Here is a 14,138-nt window from a genome sequence, read left to right on the forward strand (position 1 = left end):
CGCCGGTCTCACCTGCCGCCGACGGTTCAGCGGCAGGTGGAGGTCGCGCCGGACTTGAACCCGTTGCGGAACTTGACGACCGTGTCGAAAGTCTTGACGATCGGGGACTTCTCACAGCTGGTGGTCGCCGTGGCGGCGGACGCGCCGGCCAGGGCAGCACCGGTCAACGCGGTGGACGCCAGTACCGCGGCGGCCACCCGGACGGCGTTCCGGCGGAATCTGGTGGTCATCGTGCGCTCCTTGCGATCGTCTTCTTGGTACTACGACCGTAAAACTCCCCGAATGGTTGCGAACTGGCGCAAGAACCCGTCTTGGGGGTAGCGCTGGCACCACCATCGATAGGGTCCTGGCATGAGTCGTGAGGCTGACGAAGTATGGCGGAGCCGGGTCAGAGGGTCCCTACTGGGCGGTGCAATCGGGGACGCACTGGGAGCTCCGGTGGAGTTCGAGAGCGGCCGGAAGATCCTCAAGAAGCATCCGCAGCTGTTGCGGACGTTCGTGAGCGGAGGCTCCGGTTGGCCGCCCGGGACCGTGACCGACGACACCCAGATGACGCTGTTCACGATCGAGGGACTGATCCGGGCCAGCGTCCGGAACCATCGCGGCCTTGGGCTGACCTTGTCCCCCGTCCACCACGCCTACGACCGCTGGCTGGACACGCAGCAGCGATCCGCGCCGAGTGGTGAGCGCGACGGCTGGCTACAGGGTGAGCAGTGGCTGTACGCCCGCCGTGCCCCGGGCAACACCTGCCTCGGCGCATTGCGCGGAGCGCGGCATGGCGGGCCGCGCATCACGCAGTACGGCGTCCAGGCGGTGAACAGCTCCAAGGGCTGCGGCGGAGTGATGCGGGTGGCGCCATTCGGGCTGATGCCGGATTCGTTCGGTACGGACTGGGTCTTCGACTCCGCCACGACCGCTGCCGGTTTCACGCATGGTCATCCGAGCGGAAAGCTCGCCTCCGGTGCGTTGGCGGCGATCATCCACCGGATCTGCGGCGGCGAGACGCTGGATGCGGCGCTCGACACAGCCGCGGAGCTGCTGAGCCGCCACGAAGGTCATGAGGAGACCAGTGCGGCGCTCGCTGGTGCGAGGGAGTTGGCGGCCCTGCCCCCTGCACAGCGACCGGCCTCCGTCGAGCAGCTCGGCGGGGGGTGGGTGGCTGAGGAGGCACTGGCGATCGCCGTCTACGTGTCACTCGCCTATCCGGCGCCGGAGCAGGTCCTGGATGCACTGGCGCTGTCGGTGACGCACAGCGGGGACAGTGACTCGACCGGAGCCATCTGCGGGAACATCCTGGGTGCCCTCCACGGTGAGGCGGCGCTGCCTGCAGAGCTCGCCTCCACCGTCGAGGGCCGTGCGGTGATTCTCCAGCTGGCCGACGACTTCGTCGAAGAATTCAGTCGTACGGAGCCGCACCCGGGGTTCGCGAAGCGTTACCCGAGTTCGTAACTACTTCGGGTCGATGCAGCGCCAGCTGATGCTGCCGGAGAGGCTGCCGGAGCCGCCGACCAGGCGGGGTAGCTCCAGCTTGCCGGAGCCGTCGCGGTTGAGGTCGAGCTTGGCCGCGCCGTCTTCCGCCTTGTAGGTCACGTCGTCGACCTCGATCGAACCGCTGGCCGCGGCACCGGTCACACCGGCGCCGTCACCCGGCTTGTCGGCCTTGAACGACGCCTGGACGGCCTGGCTGCCGATCACCTTGATGACCTTCGGCGGCCCCGGCTCTTCCGACTCCAGCGTGCTCGCGCCGTACTCCGGGCAGGTCGAATCGGGCAGCTTCGGATCCGGTATCTCGGCGTACACCCAGTTCGACCCTGTCACCGTGGTCGCCCCTGTCAGGTTGAAGGTCACGCACAGCGCCGGGACCGACTGCGCCGCGCACACCGTCGGCAGCGGCCCGTTCCCCTGTGAAGGGCCGCTGGAGTCCGGTACGCCGGTGGTCCCAGGCGTCGGCGTACCGGCGGTGGAAGCGGGCGCCGTACCGGATGACGGCGTGATCGGCGGAGGAATCGGAGTCGGCGCCGCCTTCGGGGTCTCCGAGCAGGCGGTCACGACCGCGATCAGCAGGCCGAGCTCGAACCCTGCCAGGAGCAGTGCTTTGATCCGCATCGGTCAGCCCGCCGTCGGGATCTTCAGGTTGGGACAGTTGGTCTTCAGCCAGTCGCCCAGCGTTGTGATGGCGGTGGCGTACTTGGTGAGGAGTTCCTTGTCGTCCTCGGTCACCTCGCCGGACTGGATCTTGTTGTAGGCCTCGGCGATGACCTGCAGGGGCTGCTTCAGCTCGCTCGGAGCAGAGTCGGCCATGGCCACGAACCGCTTGTACAGCGCGGTCCGGGCCGCCGGGTCGGCCCCCCAGTTGTTCCAGTCGCGCAGGTCGGCGCCGCCACCGTTCTCGATCACGCCGCAGAAGTCCTTGCTGTCCCCACCCTTGCTGTCGTCCCCCGCCTCGTCGGCCGGCGGCTTCGAGGTGGTCTGCTGAGTGGTGGGCTGCTGGGTGGTGGTCTGCTGGGTGGTGGTCCGCTGGGTGGGCTGCTTGGCGGCGTCGGTCGAGCCGGAGTCCGAGCAGCCGCTCAGTGTCAGCGCCAGACCGGCCAGCAGCACGCCGCCGGCCAGGTGGATACGTCGAAAAGTCATGAGAGTGTTCTCCCCCGAAGTGGTGTTCGCGTACGACCACTCTCCGGGGGAGACATCTCACCGGTCTCTCACCGTCATTTCACGGCCGGAGACAGCTACAGAGGCTCGATCGAGAGCTTGTGCCGGAAGACGTTCCGCGGGTCCCACTGGGTCTTGATCTGCCGCAGCCGCGGGTAGTTGCCCAGGTAGTACAGGTCGTGCCACGGCACCCCCGACTTGTTGTACGCCGGATCGGCCAGATCGACATCGGCATAGTTGATGTACGAGCCGGCGTTGATCGCGTTCGGCACCGGCACGCCACCGGTCTCGCGGTAGATCCCGGCGTACACCTTGCGGGCCCAGGCGAGGTGCTTCGCGTCGTCGGTCTCGGCGTCCCAGGCGGCCGCGAGCACCATCTTCGCCATCACGTCGCGCTGCGCCGACGCGGTCGCATCCGGCGCGACCGAGTTCACCTTGCCGCCGTACGGGACGAACAGCAACGACGAATCCGGCCCGTTGTACGACGAGTCCGTCATCCCGTCGTAGATCGCGTCCAGCTGTGCGGGGCTGTAGGCCTTCCGCAGGTAACCGGCCTTGTACTTCATCCGCTGCGTCCCTTGCGATGCCGAGATCGACCGGAAGACGGTCGTCCGCAGGAACGGTCCCACGCCCTGCGAATAGACCTGCGGCTTCGGGTCGACGCCCTCGACCATCGCCGCGTTGAACGTCTCCATCAGCTCGGCCGCGTTCGGTACCCCGGCGTCGAGCTGGGTGGACAGCAGGAAGTTCCCGGCCGAGGAGTGCGTCACGATCAGCGGCGCATAGAGCGTCGCGTACGGCGAGTCCGGGGCGTTGTTCGACTCGAAGAAGTCGAGCCAGTTCCGCAGCGTCCGGACGAAGCCGGCCTTGGTCATCGTCTTCCAGTCGTAGATGATGACGCTGGACAGCAGCTCGGAAGGTGCCTTGGGCAACGACTCGGACGGGACCCGGCCGGTCGCACCGGCCGAACGCATCAGGTAGCGGGTGACCAGGCCGAAGTTCCCGCCACCGCCGCCGGTGTGCGCCCACCACAGATCCTGGTATTGGTTGTCGCGGGTGGCGACCACCGACCGCGCCCGGCCCTGCTTGTCGACGACGACCACCTCGAGCCCGTACAGGTGATCCACCACCGAGCCGTACTTGCGCGACAGCGGCCCGTACCCACCGCCAGCGAAGTGCCCACCGGCGCCTACACCGAGGCAACCGCCGGCCGGCAGCGTCACACCCCAGCCGTAGAACAGATCCTTGTAGATCTTCTCCAGCGTCGCACCGACTCCGATCGAGAAGGCCCGGTAGCGCTCGTCGAAGGTGACGTCGTCGTACGTCGACATGTCGAGCAGCACCTGGACGTCGCTGGAGTCGACGAAGTCCTCGAAGCAGTGCCCGCCGCTGCGGATCGCGATCCGCTTGCCGGACCGGACGGCCTCCTGAACCCCCTGTACGGCGTCCTCGGTCGACCGGATCACCCGGGCGTACTCGGGTTTGACGGTGAAGCGCTTGTTCTGACCGCGCTGCGCCAGATCGGCGAAGCGCACATCGCCCGGCCGGATCTTCGCACCCGGGGCTCCCGAAGCGACGGCAGATGCAGAGGCAGAGGCGGTGGTGGTGGTGCCGGCGATCGGCACCGCGAGCCCGGCCCCGGTAGCGGCCGTTCCGGCCAGCAGGCCACGGCGGCTGATTGGCATGACGTTCTCCCCACTCGTTTCGACTGGTTCGAACCTACGAAGACTCAGGGTCCCGTCACATCGCCCATCCGGTGGAGCTCAAGCCTCCCCTGAATGGTTTACAGCACTATCCGGTGTACAGCCGTGCCAGCGAATCGCCGACGAACACCCCGGCGAGTGCGCCGAGCAGCATGTACGGGCCGAACGGGACCATGTCCTTGCGCGTCTTCACCCGCGCCACGATCAGCACGATCCCGACCACGGCACCGAACAGGAACCCGCCGTACAGGCCGCTCGCGAACTCGCCCCACCCGAGCCAGCCGAGCGCGATCCCCAGCAGCCCGGACAACCGCACATCGCCGAAGCCGACCCCGACCGGAAACACGTACCACAGCACCCAGAACACGCCGAAGCCGATCACCCCCGCGATCGCGGCCCGGCGCAGCGAACCCCACTCCCCCGACGCGAGCGCAGCGATCACCAACGCCAGCGCGACCACGCCGTACGTCGGCCAGATGATCACCGACGGCAGGAATCGCGTCCGGGCGTCGATGTAACCGAGCACCGCACCGGCCACCGCGAGCAGCAGCCAGGCGGCCAGCCCGGCATTCGTGCCGAGCGCCCAGCCGAGCAGTCCGCCCGAGACGCCGGCCAGGCCACCGCACCAGTACGCCGCTCGCGGTCCGGCCAGGTCGGCGTACAAGACCTTGCTGTCGCCCTCTTCGAGCTCAGGCTCGGGAATCGTTCGCATCAGCCACGGGCCGAGGAAGAACGCCGCCGGCCCGCAGAGGACTACCCCGACCCCTGCGGCGAGCAACGCGTTGTCAGCCGGCACGATCCAGCAGCCTAGACGATCCGCTGGCGGTCCGCAGGGAGCCTGTGGACAACTGGCGTCAGAAGATCCGCCAACTCTGGTTGGAGACCGCGTCGGCCAGGTAGACCTTGTTGCTGTAGTCCGTCGAGAGGTACTTGTTGGTGTTGATGTTCTTGTAGTACGACGCGGAGTGGTCGGGGTCCGCCAGCTGGAGCCAGGTGAGTCCGGCCTGGCCGCTGTTGCAGGCGACCATGTAGACCCGGAAGTAGTCGAGGTTGGCCAGGCACTGGCCGGTAGCGAGGTTCCGGATCCGCACCTTCAACGGCGGCGGGGAGCCCACCAGGTCGAACGCCCAGATCTGGTTGGCGACGTTGCAGCCCGCGTAGGTGTACACATTCGCGTAGTCCGCGGCGAGGCACCTCCCGGTCGCCGCGCTCTGAACCTTGCCGGAAGCGGCGAACGCCGTTCCGCTCGGTACGACGACGCTCAGTACGAGCGTCAGTGCCATCGCACCGATCAACACCAGCTTCTTGCGCATCAGAAAGTTCCTTTCGAGTGGGCGGCTATCGCGACAAGTGTCGACGCGCTCACTCTCCGTCCACGCTCGTGGCCGGAACCTGCCAGCGGCAGCCTTGTCAGGCGGCCGGGTCCTGAGGCCTGGACCGCCTGCGGAACAGCACAAAACCACCGACGATCAGCAGCACCAGCACGACCAGTACGCCGGCCGTGCTCCAGCCGGCCTCGTTCCGGGTGATGTATTCGACCCGTTGGTACGGCTCGTCGGTCGTGGCCTTGGCGAAGGTGAAGTCGGAGGTGATCTGCTGCGGCTCGTGATAGATGACCTCGAACGCGGTCAGGAAGTCGGCCGGTGCCGCCATCGCGGGGTCCTGCGCGCGACCGGCGTACAGGAGCTCCGGCTGGAGGCCTGCGACCGGCAGCACGGTGGTGTCGACGCGATGCGGGGCCGCGACATACACGGTGACCGCCTGCGGGGTGGTCGCGCCTTTGCTCAGCCGCATCGGGTAGACGATCTTGTCGGAGGCGAAGGTCAGCCGCAGCGGCGGTGTCGACCCGGTCAGGCTCTCGTCGGCCGACTTCGGGGCCAGCTTCACCGCGACGATCTCCCAGCCCTCCGTCACGTACGGCGTCAGGTTGGCGCCCAGACTGGCCGGTACGACGTACCCGTTCGTCTTCAGCCAGTCGGTCACCGCGGTCCCGTTGTTGCCACCGAGGCGGGCGATCTCGAACGGGCCGAGCGTCATCTGCTCGCGTACGCTCACGCCGCCGCCGGGCGCGGACCCACCCGGGGCCTGGTCCCCCTCGAACAGGCCGAGGCCACGGAACGGCCAGTACGTCGTATGCTCGATGACCTTCGGCTCGGTCAGCTCCGCCAGCCGCGAGAACAGCTTCGCGTCCCCGAGCTCGAGCTTGGCCGGGCTCGGCACCGGCATGATCCAGGCGGCCTTCTTCGACGACCCGCTGATCGCCATCGAGAGCGTGATCTCCTCGCTGCCACGCTCGTCGTACCGGACCAGGGCCTTCTCGCCGGTGGCCCGCGCCCGGGACTCCACACTGGCCAGGTAGCCGCCGCAGGCGCACGCCCAGGCCGGGGTCACCCCGGCCGCCACGAATCCCAGCGCCAGCACTCCTGCAATCCCCCGCCACGACTTCATGGCGGGAGACTAGCTACACGAAGGTGTACGGAGTGTGGAAAAAGCCGTTCGGGTCGTACTTCTTTTTCACCGAGCGCAATCGCGGCAGGCTGCTGCCGTAGTACGTCGCGACGCCGCGACGAGCCTCGGCGTAGTTCGCGTAGCCACCGGCGGAGAACGAGCGGACCGCCGCGTGCCCTTGGTCGATGAAGGTCTGCGCGGCCTTGAGCTGGGCAGACGTCGGATGCGCGGCGGTCCCGACGTACCACTGGATGACGCCGAGCGCCGAGCGCCACGGCCACGCCGTACCGCCGGCAGGCTCCTTGGCAGCCTGGCCACCGAGCGGGTCGATGATCGCGGCGGCCGGAGTCTTGGCGCGCGCCGCGGACTTGACCGCGCCGATCAGCGCGGTGATCGAGGTGGAGTTCATCGGAGCCCGCAGTACGTCGGAGCCCGCCAGGAAACCGGTGCGCGGGCTGGTCGTGCCGCCGCCGAGGTACTTCACCGCCTCCAGGTGCGTCTTCACCGTGATCGACCGCGTGGCCGCCTTCGAGCCGACGAACGACTCGAGCTGCGCGGCCGCGGCGGTGGCGTTCCCGGTGGTGGAGATGCCGAGCACGTGGACCGAGACGGTTCCGTTGCTCTTGGCATCGAGATGCAGGTTGCCCCACGCCGTGTTCGGCGCCTTCTGGATGAACTTCTGCCAGCCGGCCACGACGGCTGCGGCCTTCGCCTCCGGCCAGGTCAGCCGGAACAACCCGAGCTTCGGGCCCGGGACGGTCGCGAACTGGAACGCCGTGACGACCGCGAGATTGCCGCCACCGCCACCCCGCAGCGCCCAGAACAGATCCGGCTCGGACTTCGCGTTGACCACGCGCTCCTTGCCATCGGCGGTGACCACGTTCATCCCGATCAGGCGGTCGCAGGTCAGGCCCCAGGCGCGGGTGTGGATCCCCATCCCGCCGCCCAGCGTGAGCCCGGCGACACCGACGGTCGGGCAGGTCCCGGTCGGCAGCGAACGCCCGTACTTGTCGAGGAACGCGTGGACGTCGTACAGCTTCGCGCCGGCGCCGACATTCAGCACGCCGTTCTTGGCATACGTCATGCTGCGCAGCGCACCGACGTCGAGCTGGATCCCCTTGCTGATCACGGACGCACCGACGTACGAGTGGCCGCCGCCCTTCGGCACCAGCACCAGCTTGTTGTCACGCGCGAAGTTGATCGTGGCGATCACGTCGGCGGTCTTCGCGGCGCGGACGACCGCGGCCGGCTGCACCGAATCCCAGCGCGGGTTGAAGAGCTGATGAGCAGCGGCGTACCCAGGGGTCGAGGGCATGAAGAGCTTGCCGCCCTTGAGCGATCTGGCCAACCGGTTCCAGTTCGGCGCGGCGGCTGTCTGCGCGAGCGCCTCGGGAGCAGCGGTCAGGGCGATGGCGGCGACGGCGCCGCCTGCCTTCAGAACGGTACGGCGGTCAAGCTGGCTCACGATCGTTGAGCTCCTCACGGGCAGCGGCCCTCATGGCCGCCAGAGGTGCCGGCGACCTACCAGTCATCATCTCCACTTGCAGAGTCGCCTGGTGCACAAGGAGATCAAGCCCGTTCAACAGCTCTGTACCGATCCGGTGCGCCGCGATGGCGAGCTGGGTCGGCCATGGGTGGTACGCCACGTCGAACACCACCGGGGCGACGTTCGCGAAGTGCTCCACCCAGGGATCGATTGCTCCACCAGGCACTGTTGAGACGCACAGATCGAACCCTCCGGTTCGCTCGATCTGGGAAAAATCCGCAACCGAAGTCCGGAGTCCCAGTTCGGCGGCGAGATCGAGCAGCCGGTCGGCGCGCGAGCGGTCGCGGACCACGACCGTCACCTCGCTGACCTTCATGCTCCGCAGAGCGGCGAGCGTCGACGCCGCGGTCGCTCCCCCGCCCACCACGATGGCGGAATCCGCGACCGTGATGCCGCGCTCGGCGAACGCGTTCACCAGCCCCGGTACGTCGGTGTTGTGCGCGGACCGGGACCCGTCGGCCTCGAACAGCATCGTGTTCGCGGCACCGATCAGCTCGGCGATCGGGTCGACCGTGTCCACCAGGTCGAGCGCGACCCGCTTCAACGGCATCGTCAGCGACAACCCGCGGACGTCGTCACCCAGCGACGCGACGAACCCGCGCAACTCGTCCTCGCCCACCTCGAACGCGTCGTACCGCCAGTCGAGCCCGAGCTCGGCGTACGCGGCCCGGTGCATCGCCGGCGACAACGAGTGCGCGATCGGTGACCCGAGCACGGCACAACGGGTCACGAGATCAGCACCGGCCCTTGTTGGCGGCACACCACGCTTGCAGCTTCGCCACGTTGGCCTGGTGCTCGGCCGCCGTCGTCGCGAAGGCGGTCTCGCCGGTGTCCAGGTTGATCAGCGTGAAGTACATCCACGGGCCCTTGGCCGGGTTGATCGCCGCCCGCATGGTGTCCTTGATCGGCGAGGTGATCGGCGTCGGCGGCAGACCCTTGTACTTGTAGGTGTTGTACGGCGAGTCGAAGTCGCGCTGCTTGCTGGTCGTGAAGACCCCGCCGTCGCGGCCGACCGCGTAGTGCACGGTCGAGTCCATCTGCAGCTTCCGGTCGGCCTGCAGCCGATTGTAGATGACCCGGGCGACCTTGGCGTAGTCCTGCTTGCGGTTCGTCTCGCCCTGGATGATGCTCGCGACGATCAGCGCGCGGTACGGATCGAGGTCCTTCGCCTGGGCGACCTTCACGAAGTTCAGCGCGGCCGCGTTCTTCGCGTACTCCGCGGTCATCAGCTTGATCATGGTCGTCGCGTCCGCACCCTTCGGCACGTCGTACGTGCCGGGGAACAGGAAGCCCTCCGGGTTGCCGTGCGCGTACGCCGGCAGTCCGAGCGTGGCCGGTTTGCCCATCGCCGCGGCGGCCGAACCGGCCGGCAGCTTCAGCTTCTCGGCCTCGAGGATCTTGATCACCTCGGCCTTGGTCTTACCGGCCGCGACGCTGAAGCGCAGCACCTTGATCGACTCGGCCGTGTTCAGCATCAGCTCGAACGCCGCCTTGGCCGACATGTGCTTCTTCAGCGTGTACGTCGCGGCCTGGATCTGCAGGGAGCGGTTGTCGTTGCGGGCGATCCGCTCGAAGGCCTTCGCGCTCTTGACGACTTCCTTCTTCTCCAGGGTGTCCGCGATCGAGGCCGCGCCCTGGCCCTTGGTGATCTCGACCGTCACCACGCCGGTGCCGTCACCCTCGTAGTCCGGGGCGGCGAAGATCTTCTCCAGCGCGTCCTTGCCCTTGCCGAAGCCGACCACGGCGCCGCCCACCAGCGAGCCCACCACCAGCAGCGAGATGATCACCGCGAAACAGCCGAAACCGCGCCGGGCGCGCTGCTTGCGCCGGTTCGCGCGCCGCTCCACCCGGCTCTCCGGGCGCAGGCCCAGATCCAGGTCGTCGTCGGCAGGCGTCGGTCTCGTCACAAGGGCCTCCCCGGCGGATTTCCGGTCTCCCGCTCGAGATCGAGCGCGTGCTGCAGAATCACGACCGCCGCGGCCTGGTCGACCACGGCCCGTCGCTTGGCACCTTTTTTCCCGCGTTCGCGCAGCATCCGCTCGGCCGTGACCGTGGTGAACCGTTCGTCCACCAGGCGCACCGCGAGCGCTGCGTTCCCCACCTGCACCAAGTCCTGCACCTGCTTCGCCGTCTCCCGGATCTTCACCGCGGCCGGTCCCTCGCCCCCGGACAGGGAGCGTGGAAGCCCGATCACGATCTCGAACGCCTCCAGTTCGGCGGCGAGTGCCGCGATCCTACCCAGATCACCAGGCCCCCGGCGGACCGTCTCCACCGGGGTGGCCAGGATTCCGTGCGGATCGCTGCTGGCGACGCCGATCCGGGCGTCGCCGATATCCAGTGCGATCCGCACGCCTAGTCGCACGCGTCAGCCCGTGACGAGCTGACCGACGGTGAACTCGACGGCGTCCAGCGCCGCCTCGGCACCGGCCGCGTCCGTGCCGCCACCCTGCGCGACATCGGCCTTGCCGCCACCCTTGCCGCCGAGCTTCTCGGCCGCGACGCGGACCAGGTCACCGGCCGACAGCCGCCACTCGCGGGCGGTGTCGTTCAGCGCGATCACGATGCCGGGCTTGCCGTCGTTCACGCTCAGGACTGCCACGACCGCCGGCTTGTCCTCGCCCATCCGGCCGCGGATGTCGAGAGCCAGCTTGCGGAGGTCCCCGCCGTTCACGCCGTCGGGTGCGCGGTGGCCGACGTACTGGACGCCGAAGACGTCCTTCGGCGCGCTCGCCAGCTCAGCCGCAGCCTCGAGCACCTGGGCGGCGCGGATCTGCTGGAGCTCCTTCTCCGCCGCCCGCAGCCGCTCGGACAGGTCGGCGACCTTGGCCACCAGCTCCTCCGGACGGGCCTTCAGGTTCTCGCTGAGCAGCCGGACCAGTGAGCGCTCCTTGCCCAGGTAGCGCAGCGCGTCCATGCCGACGAAGGCCTCGACGCGGCGCACACCGGCGCCGACCGAGGACTCGCTGGTGATGGTCAGCGCACCGACCTGCGAGGAGTGCTTCACGTGCGTGCCACCGCAGAGCTCACGCGACCAGGGGCCGCCGATCTCGACGACGCGGACCTGCTCGTCGTACGTCTCGCCGAACAGCGCCAGCGCGCCCCACTCCCGAGCCTCCGGCAGTGTCATGTACTGCGCCGCGACCGGCAGGTCCTGCCGTACGGCGAGGTTCGCGACCTCTTCGATCTCGGAGCGAGTGGCCTGGTCCAGCGCCGAGCCCCAGGCGAAGTCGAGCCGCAGGTAGCCGGGCTTGTTGTACGAACCGCTCTGCAGCGCGTTCGGGCCGAGCACCTGGCGCAGGGCCGCGTGCACGACGTGCGTGCCGGAGTGGGCCTGGCAGGCCGACACCCGCCACTCGTGGTCGACCTGCGCGTGGACGTCGAGACCCGGACGCAGCACGCCCTCGACGACCTCGACCTTGTGCACGATCAGACCCTTGACCGGACGCTGGACGTCGAGCACCTTCAGCTTCACGCCGTCGGCCACGATCAGGCCCTCGTCAGCGATCTGGCCGCCGGACTCGGCGTAGAACGGCGTCTTCTCGAGCACGACCTCGACGGTCTCGCCCTGCTCGGCCGCGTTCGCGACGACACCTTCACGGAGCAGACCGCGAACCCGCGAGTCGGTGCTCAGCTCCTGGTAGCCGGTGAACTCGGTGACACCGGACTCCCTCAGCTCGCGGTAGCCCGAGGTGTCGGCGTGGCCGGCCTTCTTGGCCCGCGCGTCCGCCTTGGCCCGGTCGCGCTGTTCCTTCATCAGCGACCGGAAGCCCTCGGTGTCGACGTTCAGGCCCTGCTCGGAGGCCATCTCGACGGTCAGGTCGATCGGGAACCCGTAGGTGTCGTGCAGCTGGAACGCCTTCGCGCCCTCGAGCTGGTGCGCGCCACCGGCCTTGGTCTCCTTGACGGCCAGGTCGAAGATCGTCGTACCGGCCGTCAGAGTGCGGCGGAACGCCTCCTCCTCGGCGTAGGCGACCTGGCTGATCCGGCCGAAGTCGGCCTCCAGCTCCGGGTACGACTTCTTCATCTGCTGCAGGCTGACCGGCAGCAGCTCGACCAGGCTCGGGTCCTCGTAGCCCAGCAGGCGGACCGAGCGGATCGCACGGCGCAGCAGCCGGCGCAGGACGTAGCCGCCCTGCTCGTTGCCCGGCGTGACGCCGTCGCCGATCAGCATCAGCGCGCTGCGGACGTGGTCGGCGATGACCCGGAAGCGGACGTCGTCGACCTGGTCCACGCCGTACTTGCGGCCGGTCAGCTCCGAGGCCTGCTCGATCACCGGGAAGATCTCGTCGATCTCGTACATGTTGTCGACGCCCTGCAGCAGGTACGCGACGCGCTCGAGGCCGAGACCGGTGTCGATGTTCTTCTTCGGCAGCTCGCCGAGGATCGGGTAGCCGTCCTTGCCGCCGCCCTCGCCGCGGATGTTCTGCATGAAGACCAGGTTCCAGAACTCCAGGTAGCGGTCGCCCGCCTCCCAGTCCCGGTCGGCGCCGAACTCCGGGCCGCGGTCGATCAGGATCTCCGAGCACGGGCCGCACGGGCCGGGGATGCCCATCGACCAGAAGTTGTCCTTCATGCCGAGCCGGACGATCCGGTCGTCGGGCAGCCCGGCGACCCGCTTCCAGATGTCGATCGCCTCGTCGTCCTCGTAGTACACCGAGGCGTAGAGCTTGGACTCGTCGAAGCCGTAGCCGCCGTCGGCCTGCGACTTCGTGACCAGCTCCCAGGCGTACTGGACCGCTTGCTCCTTGAAGTAGTCGCCGAAGGAGAAGTTGCCGTTCATCTGGAAGAACGTGCCGTGCCGGGTGGTCTTCCCGACCTCTTCGATGTCGAGCGTCCGGACGCACTTCTGGACACTGGTCGCGCGCGCGTACGGCGGGGTCTGCTGACCGACGAAGTAGGGCACGAACTGGGCCATGCCGGCCACGTTGAACAGCAGGTTCGGGTCGGGCGACGGCAACGGCGCACTCGGCACCACGGTGTGGCCGCGGTCCTCGAAGTAGCTCAGGAACCGCCGCCGGATCTCACTGGTTTCCATGGTGTTACCGGTAGTCCTCACGTTCGTTCGCGGCGGCGTCGATGCCTAGCGCGTCTTTGAGTTCTGCTTCCCGCTCGGCCATGCCTTCACGGACCTGGTCACCGAAGTGCCGCACCGCCGCGGCAAGCTTGGCCGCCGACTCCTGCACAGCCTCCGGAGCGAGCACCTGGGCCCGCTTCTTCAGCCGGGTCACCGCGTAAACCCCCACGGCGATCCCGATGATCAGCCACAAGATCCGCTTCACCGTTTCCGCGCCTTCCGCTCGGCCTTCATCTCGTCCTTCACCCGGCGGCCGACGTCGCGGCGCTGGCTCTCACCGAGCGCCTTGCGCACGCCGTACGTGAACGCGGCCGCCTTCACCAGCGGCCCGCCCGCGGTCGCCGAGAACAGCGACATCAACGCGGCCGCGTTGGTGGTCACCGTGGTCGCGTTGTCGGTGATCGTGTCCACCTTCGCCAGCTGCGCGTTGGTGGTCGCGACGGTCGTGGTGACCTCGCCCAGCAACGGCACACTGGAGTCGGAGACTCCCTTCACCATGATCCGGGTCTCATCCAGCACCTTGCCCAGCTTCAGGATCGGATAGGCCAGCAGGCCCACCAGGATGAGCAGTGCGCAGGCTGCTATCAGCCCTGCGACTTCACCGACGCTCATGGAAAACGATCCACCTTCCGTTGCGACCTCGTGGACCGCACGACCCTATCGCGCGCCCATACCGCACAACTCTTCAGGACACCATCCCCCACATAACAGTCCCCCA

Annotated in this window: 15 protein-coding genes; 1 reads left to right on the forward strand and 14 read right to left on the reverse strand. The window is 68.2% G+C overall.

The window, feature by feature from the left end:
• Positions 1–26: 26 nt before the first annotated feature.
• Positions 27–230: a hypothetical protein gene (locus tag OG474_RS45095; protein ID WP_405059859.1), complete on the reverse strand. Its 204-nt coding sequence runs from the start codon at positions 228–230 to the stop codon at positions 27–29.
• Between the two features lie 121 nt (positions 231–351).
• On the opposite strand from OG474_RS45095, the gene OG474_RS45100 reads away from it, so the two are divergent.
• Positions 352–1,449, forward strand: a complete 1,098-nt coding sequence (locus OG474_RS45100) for an ADP-ribosylglycohydrolase family protein (RefSeq protein WP_405059860.1) — start codon at positions 352–354, stop codon at positions 1,447–1,449.
• On the opposite strand, the gene OG474_RS45105 is transcribed toward OG474_RS45100, so the two are convergent.
• The 13 genes from OG474_RS45105 to OG474_RS45165 form a co-directional block, all read right to left on the reverse strand.
• Complete coding sequence (locus OG474_RS45105) at positions 1,450–2,106, reverse strand: hypothetical protein (protein WP_405059861.1); 657 nt, start codon at positions 2,104–2,106, stop codon at positions 1,450–1,452.
• A 3-nt stretch (positions 2,107–2,109) separates the two neighbouring features.
• Positions 2,110–2,631, reverse strand: a complete 522-nt coding sequence (locus OG474_RS45110; RefSeq protein WP_405059862.1) for a hypothetical protein — start codon at positions 2,629–2,631, stop codon at positions 2,110–2,112.
• Positions 2,632–2,726: 95 nt separating this feature from the next.
• Positions 2,727–4,334, reverse strand: coding sequence for a BBE domain-containing protein (locus tag OG474_RS45115; protein WP_405059863.1), 1,608 nt, complete (start codon positions 4,332–4,334; stop codon positions 2,727–2,729).
• 106 nt (positions 4,335–4,440) lie between these two features.
• Entirely contained in the window at positions 4,441–5,148 is a 708-nt protein-coding gene (locus OG474_RS45120; RefSeq protein WP_405059864.1) for a prepilin peptidase, read from the reverse strand.
• Positions 5,149–5,206: 58 nt separating this feature from the next.
• Positions 5,207–5,665, reverse strand: coding sequence for an RICIN domain-containing protein (locus OG474_RS45125; protein ID WP_405059865.1), 459 nt, complete (start codon positions 5,663–5,665; stop codon positions 5,207–5,209).
• Between the two features lie 97 nt (positions 5,666–5,762).
• Positions 5,763–6,800, reverse strand: coding sequence for a DUF2330 domain-containing protein (locus OG474_RS45130; RefSeq protein WP_405059866.1), 1,038 nt, complete (start codon positions 6,798–6,800; stop codon positions 5,763–5,765).
• Positions 6,801–6,813: 13 nt separating this feature from the next.
• Positions 6,814–8,265 (reverse strand): FAD-binding oxidoreductase, encoded by a 1,452-nt coding sequence (locus OG474_RS45135; protein WP_405059867.1) that lies wholly within the window; start codon positions 8,263–8,265, stop codon positions 6,814–6,816.
• A complete protein-coding gene (locus tag OG474_RS45140; protein ID WP_405059868.1) occupies positions 8,252–9,076 on the reverse strand; it encodes a shikimate dehydrogenase in 825 nt (274 codons plus the stop codon). Before OG474_RS45140 ends, OG474_RS45135 begins: the two co-directional genes overlap by 14 nt.
• Positions 9,077–9,080: 4 nt before the next feature.
• Positions 9,081–10,253: an endolytic transglycosylase MltG gene (gene mltG, locus OG474_RS45145; protein WP_405059869.1), complete on the reverse strand. Its 1,173-nt coding sequence runs from the start codon at positions 10,251–10,253 to the stop codon at positions 9,081–9,083.
• Complete coding sequence (gene ruvX, locus OG474_RS45150) at positions 10,250–10,708, reverse strand: Holliday junction resolvase RuvX (RefSeq protein ID WP_405059870.1); 459 nt, start codon at positions 10,706–10,708, stop codon at positions 10,250–10,252. The genes mltG and ruvX overlap by 4 nt, the downstream gene beginning before the upstream one ends.
• 3 nt (positions 10,709–10,711) lie before the next feature.
• A complete protein-coding gene (gene alaS, locus OG474_RS45155) occupies positions 10,712–13,381 on the reverse strand; it encodes an alanine--tRNA ligase (protein ID WP_405059871.1) in 2,670 nt (889 codons plus the stop codon).
• A gap of 4 nt (positions 13,382–13,385) precedes the next feature.
• Positions 13,386–13,625 carry a DUF6167 family protein gene (locus OG474_RS45160; protein WP_405059872.1) on the reverse strand — a complete coding sequence of 80 codons (240 nt, stop codon included), beginning with the start codon at positions 13,623–13,625 and terminating at the stop codon, positions 13,386–13,388.
• On the reverse strand, positions 13,622–14,032 hold the full coding sequence (locus OG474_RS45165) for a DUF948 domain-containing protein (protein ID WP_405059873.1): 411 nt from the start codon (positions 14,030–14,032) through the stop codon (positions 13,622–13,624). The genes OG474_RS45160 and OG474_RS45165 overlap by 4 nt, the downstream gene beginning before the upstream one ends.
• Between the last annotated feature and the right edge of the window lie 106 nt (positions 14,033–14,138).

This window comes from Kribbella sp. NBC_01505, assembly GCF_045040285.1.
Lineage (GTDB): Bacteria > Actinomycetota > Actinomycetes > Propionibacteriales > Kribbellaceae > Kribbella.

Coding starts and splice junctions, on each gene's coding strand:
- OG474_RS45095 (WP_405059859.1), bottom strand. CDS start 230: ATGACCACCAGATTCCGCCGGAACGCCGTCCGGGTGGCCGCCGCGGTA.
- OG474_RS45125 (WP_405059865.1), bottom strand. CDS start 5,665: ATGCGCAAGAAGCTGGTGTTGATCGGTGCGATGGCACTGACGCTCGTA.
- OG474_RS45110 (WP_405059862.1), bottom strand. CDS start 2,631: ATGACTTTTCGACGTATCCACCTGGCCGGCGGCGTGCTGCTGGCCGGT.
- OG474_RS45165 (WP_405059873.1), bottom strand. CDS start 14,032: ATGAGCGTCGGTGAAGTCGCAGGGCTGATAGCAGCCTGCGCACTGCTC.
- alaS (WP_405059871.1), bottom strand. CDS start 13,381: ATGGAAACCAGTGAGATCCGGCGGCGGTTCCTGAGCTACTTCGAGGAC.
- OG474_RS45130 (WP_405059866.1), bottom strand. CDS start 6,800: ATGAAGTCGTGGCGGGGGATTGCAGGAGTGCTGGCGCTGGGATTCGTG.
- OG474_RS45115 (WP_405059863.1), bottom strand. CDS start 4,334: ATGCCAATCAGCCGCCGTGGCCTGCTGGCCGGAACGGCCGCTACCGGG.
- OG474_RS45105 (WP_405059861.1), bottom strand. CDS start 2,106: ATGCGGATCAAAGCACTGCTCCTGGCAGGGTTCGAGCTCGGCCTGCTG.
- OG474_RS45100 (WP_405059860.1), top strand. CDS start 352: ATGAGTCGTGAGGCTGACGAAGTATGGCGGAGCCGGGTCAGAGGGTCC.